This window comes from Colwellia sp. 20A7, assembly GCF_009832865.1.
GTDB lineage: Bacteria > Pseudomonadota > Gammaproteobacteria > Enterobacterales > Alteromonadaceae > Colwellia.
Genome location: NZ_CP047130.1, coordinates 3,089,189 through 3,106,130, shown reverse-complemented (window position 1 = coordinate 3,106,130; position 16,942 = coordinate 3,089,189). Strand labels below are relative to the sequence as shown.

The 16,942-nt window shown below is 35.7% G+C and carries 11 protein-coding genes; 4 read left to right on the top strand and 7 right to left on the bottom strand.

What is annotated here, in order from left to right:
- Positions 1-66 precede the first annotated feature (66 nt).
- The 6 genes from GQS55_RS13355 to GQS55_RS13330 all read right to left on the bottom strand — a co-directional run bounded on the left by GQS55_RS13355 (position 67) and on the right by GQS55_RS13330 (position 6,785).
- A complete protein-coding gene (locus tag GQS55_RS13355) occupies positions 67-1,251 on the bottom strand; it encodes an alginate export family protein (RefSeq protein WP_159820988.1) in 1,185 nt (394 codons plus the stop codon).
- A 73-nt stretch (positions 1,252-1,324) separates the two neighbouring features.
- Positions 1,325-2,167, bottom strand: a complete 843-nt coding sequence (locus GQS55_RS13350; protein ID WP_159820987.1) for an ABC transporter ATP-binding protein — start codon at positions 2,165-2,167, stop codon at positions 1,325-1,327.
- Between the two features lie 22 nt (positions 2,168-2,189).
- The gene (locus GQS55_RS13345) at positions 2,190-3,125 is read right to left on the bottom strand and encodes an ABC transporter permease (RefSeq protein WP_236559858.1); all 936 of its coding nucleotides are present in this window, start codon (positions 3,123-3,125) and stop codon (positions 2,190-2,192) included.
- 122 nt (positions 3,126-3,247) lie between these two features.
- On the bottom strand, positions 3,248-4,645 hold the full coding sequence (locus GQS55_RS13340) for a CmpA/NrtA family ABC transporter substrate-binding protein (RefSeq protein WP_159820985.1): 1,398 nt from the start codon (positions 4,643-4,645) through the stop codon (positions 3,248-3,250).
- Positions 4,646-5,063: 418 nt separating this feature from the next.
- On the bottom strand, positions 5,064-6,143 hold the full coding sequence (locus tag GQS55_RS13335; RefSeq protein ID WP_159820984.1) for a CmpA/NrtA family ABC transporter substrate-binding protein: 1,080 nt from the start codon (positions 6,141-6,143) through the stop codon (positions 5,064-5,066).
- 9 nt (positions 6,144-6,152) lie between these two features.
- A complete protein-coding gene (locus tag GQS55_RS13330; RefSeq protein WP_236559641.1) occupies positions 6,153-6,785 on the bottom strand; it encodes an ANTAR domain-containing response regulator in 633 nt (210 codons plus the stop codon).
- 391 nt (positions 6,786-7,176) lie between these two features.
- Here GQS55_RS13330 and GQS55_RS13325 point away from each other — a divergent pair, with 391 nt between their 5' ends.
- The 4 genes from GQS55_RS13325 (at position 7,177) to GQS55_RS13310 (ending at position 12,787) form a co-directional block, all read left to right on the top strand.
- On the top strand, positions 7,177-8,328 hold the full coding sequence (locus GQS55_RS13325) for a ribosomal protein uL16 3-hydroxylase (RefSeq protein ID WP_159820982.1): 1,152 nt from the start codon (positions 7,177-7,179) through the stop codon (positions 8,326-8,328).
- A gap of 52 nt (positions 8,329-8,380) precedes the next feature.
- Positions 8,381-9,151, top strand: coding sequence for a pseudouridine synthase (locus tag GQS55_RS13320; RefSeq protein ID WP_159820981.1), 771 nt, complete (start codon positions 8,381-8,383; stop codon positions 9,149-9,151).
- A 300-nt stretch (positions 9,152-9,451) separates the two neighbouring features.
- Positions 9,452-11,692, top strand: a complete 2,241-nt coding sequence (locus GQS55_RS13315; protein ID WP_159820980.1) for a heparinase II/III domain-containing protein — start codon at positions 9,452-9,454, stop codon at positions 11,690-11,692.
- A 375-nt stretch (positions 11,693-12,067) separates the two neighbouring features.
- On the top strand, positions 12,068-12,787 hold the full coding sequence (locus GQS55_RS13310; protein ID WP_159820979.1) for a substrate-binding periplasmic protein: 720 nt from the start codon (positions 12,068-12,070) through the stop codon (positions 12,785-12,787).
- Between the two features lie 163 nt (positions 12,788-12,950).
- On the opposite strand, the gene GQS55_RS20220 is transcribed toward GQS55_RS13310, so the two are convergent.
- A complete protein-coding gene (locus GQS55_RS20220) occupies positions 12,951-16,574 on the bottom strand; it encodes an EAL domain-containing protein (RefSeq protein WP_328698847.1) in 3,624 nt (1,207 codons plus the stop codon).
- Positions 16,575-16,942 lie beyond the last annotated feature (368 nt).

Genomic DNA, 16,942 nt, shown 5'->3' with positions numbered 1-16,942 from the left:
TTGTATGGTGTTATTCGTTCAAGTGGGTCACTGTTAATATCAAGAAAATCTGTTGTTTTCTTGATATTAAAACTTAGCGTTAACCCAGACCCAAACCTTGTCGGTATCAACTTTACCTGAGGCGGCATCACCTGCTGAATAAGCTGAATACTTTATGCCTGCGGTATAATTTTTCGCAAATTTTTTCGCATAAATGGCATTGATCTCGTTACCTAAATCGTCAACCGATTCAGTTGATTCATCTGCAGAAAAATCATGTAAGGCTACTGTCCAGCCACCGCCGAATGCTTTACCTGAAAGTGAGGCATATAGATCGACTAAGCCTTCTTTAGGTGTTGTTAAAAACTGATCTGACCAACCATTAAATTTATGAAGTGTCGCTAGTGGTGTTGAAAAACCATACATTCCTTCATCGCTACCTAGCACTTCAGCGCCTAGTTTTAAGTTTACGGCATCAAAGCTATAGCCACCTTCAAGTGCCATATACGTTGCAGAATAGTCAGTTGTGCCACTTTCAGAGTTTTGAGTAGAAAATTCAGCAAAATATGAAAAGTTATCTTTTTGTCCTTTAAAACTCAGGCCAAAAGTATCTAAACTATTGGCTGTGCCTTCATCAATCTCTAATAGGTAGCCATAAGTGGTTAGTTGTCCGTATTTGGTTTTGTATGCAAGATTAATTAAATGATCTTTTGAGTGAAGATCTTTAGCTTGTGCAAAAATACGATTACGTTTATTAAGAAAGCTGTAGCTGATATTAAGATTATCTAAGGCGTTGTAGCTGAATGTTGCTGCATCGAAAGTTTGTCTATCTTGACGCCATCCAACATGACCAACATAACGGTGATTATCTAACGTGATTACTTGGCGGCCAACTTTGGCGGTAAATTTTTCTTGTTTGTATTGCACGAAAGCTTGATCAAGTTCGGTTGATTCAGGATCGGCGATTACGGAATACTCCGCGTTATTACCGACGGTATCGTTATAGTCGTCAACCCCTGCTATCTGACGTGAGTCTTCAAACTCAAGGACACCTGAGAAGCCATTGTAGCTAGCAGTTGTGTGATTCAATCGCGTTCTTAATGTTAATGCTGATGCATCTTTTAACGTGTTTTCTTGGTCTACTGCTTCGTAACGTAAGTTCAAATCGATAGTTGTTTTAGCTTGATTTTCTGCATTTGCGTTAGCTGAAACAGTTACCGTGGCTAATAAAGTCAAGGCAGCAAGTGTGTGTAATTTATATTCTGTTTGCATGGTTATCCCTTAAATTTTTTGATGTTTTTTATTTTATATTCTTATTTTTATATTTTTTATTTTGCTCAATTAATTAAGCTACACTCGATGATTTCTGTTTTACTTTGCCTGTATCAGGTGCTGATATTGGCTCTACCTTTCTTTGTTTTTCATATAAAAAAGTTAAGACAGCTGAGCGAAGTCGGTTATATTCAGGATCTTCTGCGAGGGCTAAGCGGTTTCGTGGATGAGGTAAATTAACATCTAATATTTCACCTATTGTTGCTGCTGGACCATTGGTCATCATGACAATACGATCAGACAATAAAACTGCTTCATCTACGTCATGGGTGATCATAATTACGGTATTATTAAGCTTTTGTTGAATTTCCATCAAAGAGTCTTGCATGTGTGCACGTGTTAGAGCATCAAGGGCACCAAATGGCTCATCCATTAATAAAACTTCTGGTTTCATTGAAAGAGCTCTGGCAATACCAATACGTTGTTTCATACCACCAGAAATTTCATCAGGGCGTTTATCTTTTGCATGATCCATATGAACTAAACGTAAATTATGCTCAATCCATTCTTTCATTTCTGCCTTTGACATTTTATTTTTGAATACGCGTTTTACTGCTAATTCAATATTTTGATAAGCCGTCAACCAAGGTAATAATGAATGATTTTGAAAAACTACTGCACGTTCAGGACCTGGTTCAGTTACTTCTTTATTGTTAAGTAAAACACCGCCAATAGTTGCTTTGTGTATGCAGGCAACAATATTCAACACGGTTGATTTACCACAACCTGAATGGCCAATAAGTGAAATGAATTCCCCTTTTTTGATTTGTAAATCAACTCCCTTTAATGCGGTGAAATCACCTTTAGGGGTTGGAAATACCATATCTACTTTGCTGATGTCTAAAATAATACTCATGTGATTTCCTCTGTGTTATTGACTACAGTTGCGCGCTTGATTTATCCCAAGACAACATTCTTTGTAATTGCAGCATGGTACGGTCAAGCATGTAACCGATAAGACCAATAACGATAACTGCTGTCATGATTCGGCTTAATGATTGTGAACTACCGTTTTGGAATTCATCCCAAACGAATTTTCCTAACCCTGGATTTTGTGCCAACATTTCTGCAGCAATAAGTACCATCCAAGCAATACCTAATGACATTCTCATACCGGTGAAAATGGCAGGAACAGAGGCAGGTAAAACTATTTTTTGAATATGTACGAGTTTTGGTAGGCTTAATACTTTACTGACATTAACCCAGTCTTGATTCATTGATACCACACCAAACGAAGTGTTAATTACCATAGGCCAAAGGCTACATAGGGTTACTGTGATTAATGAGTTAACAAATGATTTTGCAAACATTGGATCCGGAGATACGTACACAGCACTTACTACCATGGTAACTAAGGGTAACCAAGCCAAAGGAGATACCGGCTTAAAAATTTGTATTATCGGATTAATCGCTCGATTCAAGTTTTTACTTAATCCGATAGCAATACCTAAAGGAATCGCAATAATCGCAGCCACTAAAAAACCACTTAATACGGTAATTAAACTCGTAATTATTTGATCTAGGAATGTCTCTTTACCTGTGTACATACGTACTTTAGGTTGATACGTAGGATCTTTTATCATTCGAGCTTTATTTCGCTCATCTTGGCGAATATAAAATGCGTCTTCTTTCTTGCGCTCTGCATTGTGTTCATTAACTAAGTTAACCATTTGAGTTGCAACAGCACTTGGACCAGGGAATTTTCCTAGTGAAGTTTCGATATTACTGGCGGTTAACGACCATAGCAGTAGGAAACAGCAGATACCGGCCATAGGTAAAATAAAGGTTTGTGCTTGTTTTAACAAAAATGGCATGATCGTTTTGTTCCTATTTATAGGTGCGATACCTATCTTTTGTTTATTTATTAAGGCAGTCATTTTCTCTCCTTAATGCGCTAGCTACAGCGCATTAATACTCATTGAAGTTTGATAAAGGACTAAAGTTTGTCACCGTCTTTTAAACCAATATTGAATTTATTGATGTAAGCGTTTGGTGTTTTGCCGTCATATACAATATTGTCAATAAAGTGTTTTTGAGGAGCACGGAAGCCGTCTTCGTCTACTAAGTCTGAGAAGTCGCTCTTTGACATTATTTTTTCATCAATCAAAGATTGCGCGGCAGCCATATAAATATCAGGACGATAAACTTTTGCGGCAATATCTTTGTACCAACTATCTGGTTTGTCATCGCTAATTTGTCCCCAGCGGCGCATTTGTGTTAAGTACCAAATTGCATCTGAGTAGTAAGGGTAGGTTGCGTTGTAACGGAAGAATACGTTGAAATCAGGTAATGAACGTACGTCTCCTTTTTCATACTCAAAGGTTCCGGTCATACTATTTGCGATAACTTTATAATCAGCACCCACATAGTTGGATTGAGATAAAATTTTAACGGCTTCAGGACGGTTAGCATTATTATTATCGTCTAACCATTTTGCAGCGCGAATAAGTGCTCTGGTTAAGCGAATGGTGGTGTTTGGGTATTTTTCAGCGAAATCTTTGGTAATACCGAATACTTTTTCAGGGTTGTTTTTCCAAATTTCATAATCAGTAACAACGGGTACACCAATACCTTTGAATACCGCTTGTTGATTCCAAGGTTCACCTACACAATATCCATGAATAGTGCCAGCTTCTAAGGTAGAAGGCATTTGTGGAGGAGGCGTTACTGATAGCAAGGCTTGTGCGTCAATCTGGCCTGATGTATCACCTTTATGAGGTGCATAGAATCCTGGATGAATACCACCGGCAGCTAACCAGTAACGTAATTCATAGTTATGTGTAGAAACAGGAAACACCATTCCCATTTTAAAAGGCTTACCTTCATTAAGGAATTTGTTTACTACAGGCTTAAGTGCGTCTGCTTTAATTGGGTGAACAGGGCGTCCATCAGCTTGTTTAGGAATATTTACCTTCATTTGTTTCCAAACTTCGTTAGAAACAGTAATGGCATTGCCATTTAAATCCATTGAAAAAGGCGTAATGATGTCGGCTTTAGTACCATAGCCTATTGTGGCAGCTATTGGCTGACCAGCAAGCATATGTGCGCCATCTAATCGACCATCTATTACGCCATCAAGTAAAACCTTCCAGTTTGCTTGAGATTCAATCGTGACGTATAAACCTTCATCTTCGAAAAAACCTTTTTCATAAGCAATAGCGATAGGAGCCATATCAGTTAACTTAATAAAACCGAATTTTAATTCTTCTTTTTCTGGATAACCTAACTCAGTGGCTTGTAAAGTAGAGGTTACCAAGGCACCTGATATACATATACTGGCAATGGCAGCATGGTATAACTTCTTACATTTCTTTTTTAAACGTATTTTCAACATACTTTTCTCCAAATAAAAAAGCCCACAGCACTTTGGATATAATCCAAGTGCTGTGGGCTACAATGCCAAACTAATAATGACTACGTCGTTGCAGTGCGATTAGTTTTAACGGAATAAATTTTAGTAGGTTTTCACTTTTATATTAATACAACCGCTGTTGATTGTATTAATTTGAAAACATAACATTAACGGTAATAAAGCATATTTAATGCCATTATAATTTTTTACAATTAAATCAGTGGTTTATTGTTTTTAACGCTTTTTTTGTTATGTTAAAAATGTTTAATTGATCCAATGTTGGGAAAGTCTCGCCTTAATTTGGTGCGTTTAATAATATATATTAATTAATGTTAACGTTAAGCCGTGTTCTCTCGCTGATAAGTGAAAGTAATAACAAAATCTCAGTCATTATGTGAAGTTAACTTTTATTTATAGTGCCAAGAGCCGCCAGGTATATATCTTCTCTATAGATAGTGGCAATGTTCAGTTCAGACCGTTGTTTAGTGCTTATATGTCCGCATTCTTGCATTAGAGTAGCAATTGTTTCACCACAGCTTTGGGCGGGTTTGTTAAACTCTGGATCGTCTAATGTAGAAAATTGGTTATAGCTTGGAACTTTCCTTGGTGTTGTATCATTAAAGGTTAAACAACTACCGAGTAATGAAGGCGCTATCACATCAATATTAGTGTCTAGGTAACGGGCTCGGCTGAGTAACCTTGCTGCTTCAAAACGATTTGGGACATCTTCAAGCCATTGACAGGCCTCATATAAAGCAGCCACTAAGGCCAAGGTTGTTTGAGGATGTTTATTTTGCCAGTCTGACATTACCCCGAGTACTTTTTCTGGAGAGTCTTGCAATAAGTCTGATGACGTCACACCGGTTACCCCAACGCCTTCACGGACAGCTTTAGCATTCCAAGGACCACCAACACAAAAACCATCAAGATCGCCTGATTGCATTGACGGTACCATTCCCGAAGGCGGCACAAATAACAAGTTAATGTCTGACAACGAAATATTACTTTCTTTTAACCATTCAATAAGTTCATAGTAATGACAGCTATAAGGAAATACGACAGCAAAGGTGAGTTTTTCTCCTTCTTTTTTACGCTCCTCTATCTCCGGGCTAAAAATACTTGCTGAAAAGGGCATGCTAATTTCAGTGTTATTTTGATATGACAATAATTTTTGATATAAGGCTGTTGATATGGTGATACCGTTGCCATTGCGGCTTAAGATCAATGGAGAGATAACTTGAGACTCTTGACCATACAAACCTAAATTACTTGCAATGGGCATTGGTGCCAACATCTGCGCAGCATCAATTACACCTAAATGTAGTTTATCTCTTAAGGTTGCCCAGGAATTTTGCTTGGTTAAGGTTACATTTAATCCCCATTTTTTAAATATGCCCATTTCATAAGCAATGACGACAGGGGCGCTATCTGTTAAAGGCATAAATCCCAAGCTAATATTTTTCTTTTCAATTTTAAACATGACTTTTCTCTAAAATATACTTGCAACAGATAGAATGTTTTTGGCAACATCGTCCATTTTCTGGCTGTTATCCATCGCGATTTTTCGGATGAAATTATAGGCGTCGCTTTCAGAAAGCTGTTTTGTTTCCATTAGCCAGCGCTTAGCTTTATCGATATTCTTTTGACTTGATAATTTTTGTTTAGTATCAGCAAGCTCTTGTTTCATTCCTTGAAAAAGACCAAACCTAGCAATTGCGACATCAATAATAGACTTCACTCTGTCCTGGCCAATATCGCCCACTACATAAGCACTGACACCTGATTTAACTATTTGACTAATTGTTGTGCTATCGTTTTCTTGTTCAGAAAAAACAACGATAGGTTTAGGGGCGAATTGAGATATTTTATTCAGGTTTTCAAGCATATCCCGATCAGGGGATTCTATATCTATAATGATGACATCAGGATTTAGTTGCTCAACATCCTTTAGTAAAGGAACACCTGAATTGGCGATATGGTAGATGTCATACTCAGTATTCGTGAGCACATTCATTAAGGCTTTCGCTTTTGCATGGTTGTTTTCTGCAAGTAGTACTTTCAACTTTGCAGTTTGTTCTTTTACATGATTATTTTTAGATAATGATAAAGTGTTTTTTTTCAATTTATTCAAATTAAATTAACAAATAACGTATATTTTGGAAGATGAAGCAGTATTCGTGCCATTTAATAAAGTTAATAATATCAAGTGGTTGTCTTTATGTTTTATTTGTATATATTTTGTTTTGTTAGTTTATGATGCAGTGGTGCCCCAAAATAACAAATTTAATATAAGGTTAGCGAATGTATTGTTTTTCTTTTTACTCACTATTTTGGCTGAAGAGTAACCAATATATTTCTGTATTAGTTTATCGACAAGATTAAACGTTAATTTTGTAAAATAGAAAAACTTTATACCCAATAACATTCAAACTAGACGCACTTACCCGTATAATCTCAGCAATAAAGAATAAGCCAATAGTACAAACCGGCACTTAAACACCTTAGAGAGCATTATGTATAACTTAGATTTAAACCAAATGAGCAAAAATGAATTTTTAACGACTTACTGGCAGAAAAAACCAGTGGTGATTCGCCAAGGCTTTAAAGATTTTGTTGACCCTATTGCTGCAGATGAATTTGCAGGCATTGCAATGGAAGAAGCAGTGCAATCTCGTTTGATTTCTAAAAAAAATGGTGAATGGCAAGCTGAGTTTGGCCCGTTTGAAAGTTATGAACATTTAGGGGAACGTGATTGGTCTTTGGTTATTCAAGCCCTTGATAACTTTTCTGAAGAAGCTGCGGAATTAATAGAGCCTTTTAGGTTTTTACCTCATTGGCGCTTAGATGATTTAATGGCAAGCTTTGCTACTGAAGGTGGAAGTGTTGGTCCTCATGTAGATAACTACGATACTTTTATTTGTCAAGGATCAGGTAAGCGCCATTGGAGAGTAGGGGGAAATGGTCGACATACTGAAGTTATTGCCCATGAAGCGTTATTACATGTAGAGCCGTTTGACGCGATTATCGATGTTGAATTAGAAGCTGGCGATATTTTATATATTCCACCAGGCTTCCCACACGAAGGTATTTCTTTAGAGCCTTCAATGAGTTTCTCAATAGGTTTCCGTGCTAATTCTGCTATTAGTTTGTTAAGTGGTTTTGCTGATCATTTGATTGATAATGAATTAGGTGGTCAATTATTAGAAGATCCTAATCGTCAAGCAGTTAATAACAGCGGGGAAATCACTAATAGTGATTACGCTAGTATTAAACAACAATTACAAAATTTACTTGATGACGATAAATTATTCAAAAACTTTGCGGGTAATTTTTTAACCAATGCTAAACATGAACTAGATTTAATGCCAAGTGATGAACCTTTTGAAAGTGATGAAGTTAGCGAATTACTTTCATTGCATGCCATTAAACGCTTAGGCGGGTTACGTGCTTTATACTTTGAAGATACTGTGGATGAAGGGATTTTTTATCTTAATGGTGAGCAAATCCATTTTAACAGTGAAATAGCGCCGATAATTAAACTGTTATGTAATCAGGTAGTGATTACACCAAGTGAATTAGCGCCATGGAGCACAAATGAATACTTTGTTACTTTAATGGTTGGTTTACTTGATCAAGGTTATTGGTTTTGGACTGAAGTAGAATAGTTAAATTATTAGGTAAGCTGTTAATTGCTTGAAAGCGAGGTGATAGAAAAAAATGCGTTTAGATAAATTTATTTGTAAAAGCACTGAGTTAACACGAAATGAAGCAAAAAAACTGCTTAAAAGTGGTGAAGTGCGTGTAAATGGTGAAATAGCAAAAAATGCAGCGATGCAGGTACATGAAAATAATTCTATTACCATAGATGATCAAGTATTAACTGCACGTACTTCACGCTATTTTATGCTGCATAAAATGGTTGATTCTATTTGTTCTAATGTTGATGAAGTTTATCCTTCGGTATTAAATTTTATTGACGTTGATAAAGCTTTTGATCTACATATTGCGGGTCGGTTAGATGCTGATACTACTGGTTTAGTGCTTATTACTGATGATGGTCGATGGTCACACAACGTTATTTCACCTAAAAAAGATTGTCAAAAAACTTACCGTGTATGGCTTAGAAATGCTATTGATGAAAGTCAGGCCGATGAATTGGTTGAACGATTTAAACAAGGTATTCAGCTACAAGGAGAAGATTCTTTAACTCGTCCTGCTATTTTAGAATTAGTCTATAACAGTGAAAGTGAAAATATCAGCGTAAATGACGATGAAGTTAACGGTGAACTTAATATTTCTGACAATCAAATGAATGAAGTTCTACTAACGATTACTGAAGGAAAATATCACCAAGTAAAACGGATGTTTGCTGCTGTTGGTAATAGAGTTGTTGGTTTACACAGAGAAAAGATTGGTGGTGTTGAATTAGGCGAGTTAGCGCCGGGTGAATGGCGTTCATTAACTGCAGAAGAAATAGCACTTTTTTAGCAAGCGAATTTTTTTAGTGATTTTTTAGCAAAGTTTCTAGTAAATATAGTCTCGATAATAACTTTTCTTTATCTATGTTAAACCAAATTAATATAGAAAATTGAATATAATCAGACACGATAAAAACTCGAAGAGTATTAACAAAACAATAAAATGTGTATTATCAACGATAGATTTTAGCTTGGTGTTTTTATCTCGCTATTATATTTTTGAATATTAATCACTTATTGAGACTGGGGAGTATCATTTGTGGGCGATTTCAAAAAAGGCACTTGATGTAATAAAAAAGGAAAAATAATAATGTACCTGAAAAAAATCAACACCCTATTTGTAATGCTAAGTATACTTGCAACATCTTTAACAATAAAAGCACAAGAACATCCCAGTCTTATTTTAACTAAGACTGGCGTTGAAAAAATCAGATCGAATTTAGGTAATGCCCCCCTATTTGATGCAACCTTAGAAAAGGTTAAAAAAGTCGTTGATAAAGAAATTTTGGCAGGTATTGATACACCGATCCCAAAAGACTTTTCCGGTGGTTATACTCATTATCGACATAAACAAAACTTTATAATCGCGCAAAAAGCGGGTGTGCTTTATCAGATTTTAGAAGATGAAAAGTACGCTATATATGTGCGTGACATGCTATTACAGTATGAAGCCATGTATAAAAATTTACCTATTCATCCACAAGAAAGATCCTATGCGCGTGGCAAGCTTTTTTGGCAATGCTTAAATGATAGTAATTGGTTAGTTTATATGAGCCAAGCCTATGACACTATTTATAACTTTTTGTCAGAAGAAGAGCGTACTAAATTAGAAGATAATTTATTTCGTCCATTCGCTGACTATATCTCATTAGAGAACCCTAAATTTTATAATCGAGTACACAACCACAGTACCTGGGGCAATGCTGCTGTTGGTATGATTGGGTTGGTGATGGAAGATGAAGAACTTATTCAAAGAGCCTTATATGGTATAGAAGATGATGGTTTACCTATTGGCGGCTTAGACAATGATGGCGGTACCATTAAAGTTGAAGGTCAGAAAAAAGGTTTTTTTGCTAATCTAGATGACCCATTTTCACCTGATGGGTATTATACAGAAGGCCCGTATTATCAACGTTATGCTATGTATCCTTTCTTAATTTTTGCATTAGGAATGGAAAACGTACGTCCAGACTTAAAAGTATTACAACACAAAGATAATGTTTTACTAAAAGGCGTAAATGCTCTGCTTAACTTATCTGATGCTGAGGGCGAATTTTTTCCATTAAATGATGGCCAAAAAGGTATGTCTTACTACACGGCTTCATTAGTAACAGCGGTTAATATTGCCTATCACTATGGTAATAAAAACCCACAATTACTAAGTATTTCACAAAAACAAAATGAAGTATTGCTCGATGAATCGGGTTTAGATGTTGCTATTGCAATTCGTGATGGAAAAGCAAAACCGTTTACTAAAAATTCGATTAATTTAAGTGATGGCATTAATGGTAAACAAGGTGGTGTGGGAATACTACGCTATGGTAATGAAGATTTAACGTTAGTATTTAAATATGCAGCGCAAGGTTTAAGTCACGGTCATTATGACAAACTGTCTTATTCACTTTATGAAAAAGGTGATGAAGTTCTTCAAGATTATGGTCTTTCTCGTTTTGTGAATATAGGACAAAAAGGTGGCGGTAATTATTTAAAAGAAAATAAAACCTGGGCCAAAACAACGATTGCACACAATACGCTTTCTCAAAACGGTGAAATGCATTTTAATGGTCAGTATCAAACAGCAAGCACTAAACACTCTGAACTTTATTTCTTCGACGCATCTAAAGCTGATGTTCAAGTGGTAAGTGCTACAGAGGTTAATGCTTATCCTGGAACACAGATGCATCGAACAATGGCATTAATAAAAGACGAAAATTTTGAGAAAGCATTTATGTTAGATATCATGAAAGTGAAATCTAGCACCAAAAATGATTATGACTTCCCGTTTTATTATATGGGACAAGTGATTAATGGGAATTTCAAATGGGACTCACCAAGTCACTTAGTTCCATTAGGTGAAAATAATGGTTATCAGCATCTGTATTTGGAAGGGAAGGGCAAGCCTGCAGCTAATAATGCTAAGTTTTCATGGTTAGGTAACGGTAAATTCTACACCCTTACTTCTGTAGCCAATGAAAAGGATGAATTATTATTAACTCGTTTAGGTGCAAATGACCCAGATTTTAATTTACGTCGAGATGCTGGGTTTATGATCCGCAGAAAAGATACAGATAACACTACGTTTGTTTCAGTTATTGAACCACACGGAAGTTATAGTCCTGTTTCTGAAGCTTCATTAAATTCAAATAGTCATATCAAAAATTTAGATATTGTAAATGATGACGATGATTACACTGCGGTAAGTATTACTGATGTTAAAGGTAATAAACAATTATTTATTTTATCGAATAAGAATGCCTTAGCTTCGGCCAAACATAGCTTATTAATTAATAATAAAGAGTACCAATGGACAGGTCCTTATTATTATAAATAATTAAACGTAATACCAGTTTCATTAATTAAGTGAACAATTTTATACGTAGAAAATGGCCAAGTACAAGGCGTTTATTCCAATAACTAGTTGTTCTAATTATTAAATAAACAACGATGTAGTTGGTGATTTTAGCAAGTAGAAATGATCACATAGCTAGTGAGATTGGTACAATACTCCCGATTTACGTCGGGAGTATTGAAACGTATCTCGTTTACTTTATTACTTAAAGCTTTGTATTAAAATATTAAGAAAATTTACTAAAGAGTAGATTAAAAGAATAATGGTAACGTTAGAATTACAAATACGGATTAACTGTTTAGCAACTGCTCAATTTTTACCTTATAATAAATAATATTAATTTTTTTAAAAGATTTAATGTTTGTGCTTTCTCTTCTAAGATCCTCTACTGTTTTTATTTTAATTATAAGTCAACACTGTCTTGCAATACCGTCACTTGCAATACCGCCAATAATACTCGCGGCTGAAAATAGTTGGCCTCCCTATTCGGATGAATATGGAAATGGGCTTTCTAAAAATATTATTAAAGCTGCGTATAACGCAGTTAATGTTAACGTTGAGTTTATTTCTGTTCCATATGCTAGAGCTCTTAAAATGACCGAGCAAGGTCAAGTGGATGGCGCTTTTAATGTCACGAAACAAAAAAGTACCTTTGAAATATTTAATTTTGGTCATGTTCCTATTTTACAAGCTACGGCATCATTTTATTATCATAACGAATCACCGTTGAATTTTACTTCAGTAAATGAGATCCCCAAAGGTACTTCTATCGGTGTCATTATTGGTTACGAATATGGTGATAATTATGAGATATATAAAAGCCGGTTTGAAGAAGTTAGAGTAGCTAGTCAATCACAATTAATTGGTATGTTAAGAAACAAACGTATAGATATGGCAATTATGTTCGATGAAGTGGCTAAATGTAAGTTAAAGGAAATGGGACTTCAACTTAACGATATCAAAAAAGGTGCCATTAACCATAAAAGCAATATTTATGTTGCTTTTAGTAAGCTAAAAAACACCAACAAAGCAATGATATTACTTGATGAGGGATTAATTAAACTAAAAAATAATTAAACTAAAATATGGTTAAATTAAATATGGTTAAATTAAATATGGTTAAATTAAATATGGTTAAATTAAAATATAGTTAAATTAGAAAATAGTTAAGTTAAACTGGCAGTTACACAAAATCTGTTACAGGCTCGTGTGTAACTCGCAGCCCATTGCCATATTAATTTTAAATAAATCTCCAACTTTTATCTGGCTTCCAATTATTAATCCATGTCTCAATTTCACTAGCGGGCATTGGTTTTGCAATACCATATCCCTGAGCTAACTCACAGCCTAACTGTAATAAAGCAGTACCATGTTCAATTGTTTCAACACCTTCAGCAATCACATCACGTTTAAATGATTTAGCTAAAGCAATCACACCTTCGATAATCGCTAAGTCATCCGTATCGATTAACATATCACGTACAAAAGTCTGATCTATCTTAATTATTTTAGCCGGTAATCGTCTTAGATAAGTCAATGATGAATAACCAGTACCAAAATCATCTAGCGCAAATTTTACCCCTAGTGCCATACAAGCACACATAATGGCGGAAACATGATGAACATCATCTAAAGCACTTGTTTCTAATACTTCTAACTCTAAACAAGATGGGTCTACATTTTCGTGTTCAGCGAGTAATGTTGTTAATCGCTGTGTAAAGTCAGATTGCTGTAATTGTACTGCCGCAATGTTAACACTTGTGGTGAAGGGCTGTTGCAGCCCCATGGCTTGCCACTCACCAATTTGTGTTAAGGCAGTATCAATTACCCATTCTCCTAATTCAACCATCATGGGGTTGTTTTCAATAACAGGTAAAAATTCTATCGGATTTAGCAAGCCTCGCTCAGGATGTTGCCAACGAATAAGAGCTTCAACTCCAACCACAGTACCTATTTTCATGTTTACTTTAGGCTGATAATAAAGCACAAACTGATCATTTTCTAAGGCAATACGAATTGCTTCTAAACTTTCTCGTTGCACTTTAACGGCAACATCTTGTGCGGTATCAAATAAATGATAACGGTTTTTTCCTGACTCTTTAGCCACATACATGGCCTGATCTGCATGGCGCATAAGTTGATCAGCATTCACATTATCTTGTGGGTAAAGCGTTACGCCAATACTGGCTGATATATTTAATACGGTATCGCGAATAGTAATAGGCTCAGCCGCGGCTAGTAATAGTCTTGATAAGACAGGCTCACAATCATCAACCGCAGTTGATGGTGCTAAATCCGTTAAAACAGCGACAAATTCATCACCGCCAAGGCGGGCTAAACTATCTCCTTCTCGTAATGCTTTTTGCATTCGAACAGAAAGGGTAACCAATAACTCATCACCGATATCATGGCCATAAGTATCATTTACCGCTTTAAACCCATCGAGATCTAGAAAGACAACCGCAAGAGACTCTTCGTGACGACTACAATGTAACATTGCTTGAGATAATCGATCAGCAAGCAATACACGGTTTGGTAAACGTGTGAGTACATCGTAATGCGCTATGTGCTCTAACTGATCTTGATGCTCTTTTATTGCCGTAATATCATTACCTAGGGCGACATAATGGGTTGTGATTCCTTGTTCATCTTGAACGGCACTTATCGTTTTCATTTCAACAAATAAGTCGCCATTTTTACGATAATTCCAAAGTTCACCTTGCCAATGGCCTTCTTCGTCTAAGGTTGCCCACATATTGTTATAAAACTCAGATGACTGGCGACTTGATTTAAGAATACGTGGGTTCTGCCCAATGGCTTCTTCACGGCTATAGCCTGTCATTGTTGTGAATGTATCATTAACATCAATAATTATGCCTGAGGTGTCAGTGATAATGATACTTTCTCGTGCATGTGTGAATACGCTCGCGGCGAGCTTGAGTTTCTCTTCTGCTAACTTACGGTTAGTAATATCATTATGTATACCGCTCATGCGTAATGGTTTACCATCCATATCACGCTGCATCACATTTGCTTGGTCATGTATCCATCTAACATCACCTTCTTTTGTTAACATACGATATTCAAGGCTATGAGATTTTGAACGATTCTCTAATACGTCATTAATTGATTGCCATGCCTTTTCTCTATCATCAGGATGTATGAAATCTGACCACTGACTTGTGGTTTGTTTTATTTCTTCGTGGGTGTAGCCTAGCATCGTAGCCCAGCGTTCATTCCTTTCAACTGTGCTCTTTATTATATTCCAATCCCAAAACCCTAATTCAGCTCCAGCCAATACCAAGCGCATTTGTTCATCTCTTGATTTTATAGCTAAGTTAGATTTACTTTTCTCAATAGCGATACTTGCTAAATTAGCTGACTGCTCAATTAATGTAATATTATCTTCTGTTGGTGTATTGACTGTACGATGATAAATGGCAAAAGTACCCAGCACCTTACCTTGAGTAGTACGTATCGGCTCTGACCAACATGAGCTCAATTCTGCCTTGCTTGCTATATCTTTGTATAACGTCCAATAAGGATGATTTTGAATATCTTCAACGACCACTCGTTCATTCGTAAATACTGCTGTACCACAAGAGCCAACACCAAAGCCAATTTCAGTTCCATGAATAGCTTTATTGTAAAAGTCAGGTAGGCTGGGAGCAGCACCAATTAAGAGGTGTTTACTTGCCTCATCGAGTAATAAAACACTACATAACATACCGGTGTTTTCTTCTTCAACACCGCGTACAATAGCTTCTAACACTACGGTAAGTTGCTCATTTTGTGTAATGAGTTCTAATACATAAGAGCGTGATCTTTCGCGTAATTCAGCTTGTTTACGTGCTGTTATTTCATGATGTGTTCCACAAATTTGCAGTGGTTCGTTAGTGTTTTCATCATATTTAATGACAGAGCCTGAACCTTTAAGCCATATCCACCTGCCATCTGCATGCTTCATTCTGAACTCAATCATGTAGTTTTTTCCAGACGCAATACGAGATTGAATAATGCTTTCTATATACTCTTTATCATTTGGATGAATAAGTTTTTCCCAATCACTAATATGATTAGTAATATCTTGTCTAGTGAGCCCAAGCATTGATAACCACTCATCATTAACAAGATTTTCGCCTGTTTTATAGTTCCAGTCCCAGTATCCTAATTTTGCACCATTAATTATATTTTGTAGTTGGTGCTGAGATTTTTGAGCACTATCTTTATTCTTCTTTAATACATCAATATTTTTGAGTTGTTTTTTATTGTAGCGAAGAAATAAGCCAATTATTATTAGGCTCAATATCATAATAAAAACAGTTAATGCTAGCTGTATATCTTTGAATTTCTGAATGTCAGCAGCGATAGATTTTTTTAACGATATTTCAACATTATCGGCAGACGTTGTCAGTTCAAAAAAGGCGAGATCTAGCGCTTGGTCTAAATCAGAGCCTATTCCAGATGTTGACTTTGATGCCCATCGTTTTTGTACTATCTCTCGAAAATGATGAATGTTCTCTATTGTTACTTCAATTTGAGTACGTAAGTGAGGATCGTTTAGGGGGATGAATACGGTTTCTTCGTAAGTGGCGCCATCAAGCATGGCTTTGGCGTACCATTCTGATTGATCAAGGTGGAGCCAGACAGTTTCAATATTTACATTTTTATCACCACTAATAACTTCTTCAAACCACAAGTGTGCTGTACTTACTTCAAGTTTAATTTTTATGGCAGCGTTAAGTAGAGGAGAATGTCTTTCGGCGACGTTACGTCCTTTATTAAAAGGATAGTAAACAGTTGCAATAGTTATCAATGTTAAAATTAAAATAAATGAAATTATTTTATGAGAACCAGTTTTCATTAGTAATATCCGCACTTAAATATAGGAGTTAAGTTTTCCTATTAGCGAAAACTCTTTTTTTTAACCTTAAAAGCACAGTTATTTCTCATAAAAAAATAGCGCTTGAAACTGGCATGCATATCATATTGTCAATTATAGCAAAGATTTATCTCAATCATTATGATTCAAGTAAATATTTTTGTTGTATGTTTGTTAACCGAAGTAAAGATATAATTGCACTGTTATTATTGTAGAATTTTACGAGATTATTAACTTGTTGCATAATTCTACTAATCTAATTTATACGTAGAAAAACTGCTAAATACAAGGCATTTATTTCAATAACTAGTTGTTCTAATTATTAAATAAATAAGGATGTAGTTGGTGAT

Bases quoted from the DNA above. Each gene is read 5' to 3' on its own strand.
- GQS55_RS13355 (WP_159820988.1), bottom strand. From the start codon at position 1,251: ATGCAAACAGAATATAAATTACACACACTTGCTGCCTTGACTTTATTA.
- GQS55_RS13350 (WP_159820987.1), bottom strand. From the start codon at position 2,167: ATGAGTATTATTTTAGACATCAGCAAAGTAGATATGGTATTTCCAACC.
- GQS55_RS13345 (WP_236559858.1), bottom strand. From the start codon at position 3,125: ATGCCATTTTTGTTAAAACAAGCACAAACCTTTATTTTACCTATGGCC.
- GQS55_RS13340 (WP_159820985.1), bottom strand. From the start codon at position 4,645: ATGTTGAAAATACGTTTAAAAAAGAAATGTAAGAAGTTATACCATGCT.
- GQS55_RS13335 (WP_159820984.1), bottom strand. From the start codon at position 6,143: ATGTTTAAAATTGAAAAGAAAAATATTAGCTTGGGATTTATGCCTTTA.
- GQS55_RS13325 (WP_159820982.1), top strand. From the start codon at position 7,177: ATGTATAACTTAGATTTAAACCAAATGAGCAAAAATGAATTTTTAACG.
- GQS55_RS13320 (WP_159820981.1), top strand. From the start codon at position 8,381: ATGCGTTTAGATAAATTTATTTGTAAAAGCACTGAGTTAACACGAAAT.
- GQS55_RS13315 (WP_159820980.1), top strand. From the start codon at position 9,452: ATGTACCTGAAAAAAATCAACACCCTATTTGTAATGCTAAGTATACTT.
- GQS55_RS13310 (WP_159820979.1), top strand. From the start codon at position 12,068: ATGTTTGTGCTTTCTCTTCTAAGATCCTCTACTGTTTTTATTTTAATT.
- GQS55_RS20220 (WP_328698847.1), bottom strand. From the start codon at position 16,574: ATGAAAACTGGTTCTCATAAAATAATTTCATTTATTTTAATTTTAACA.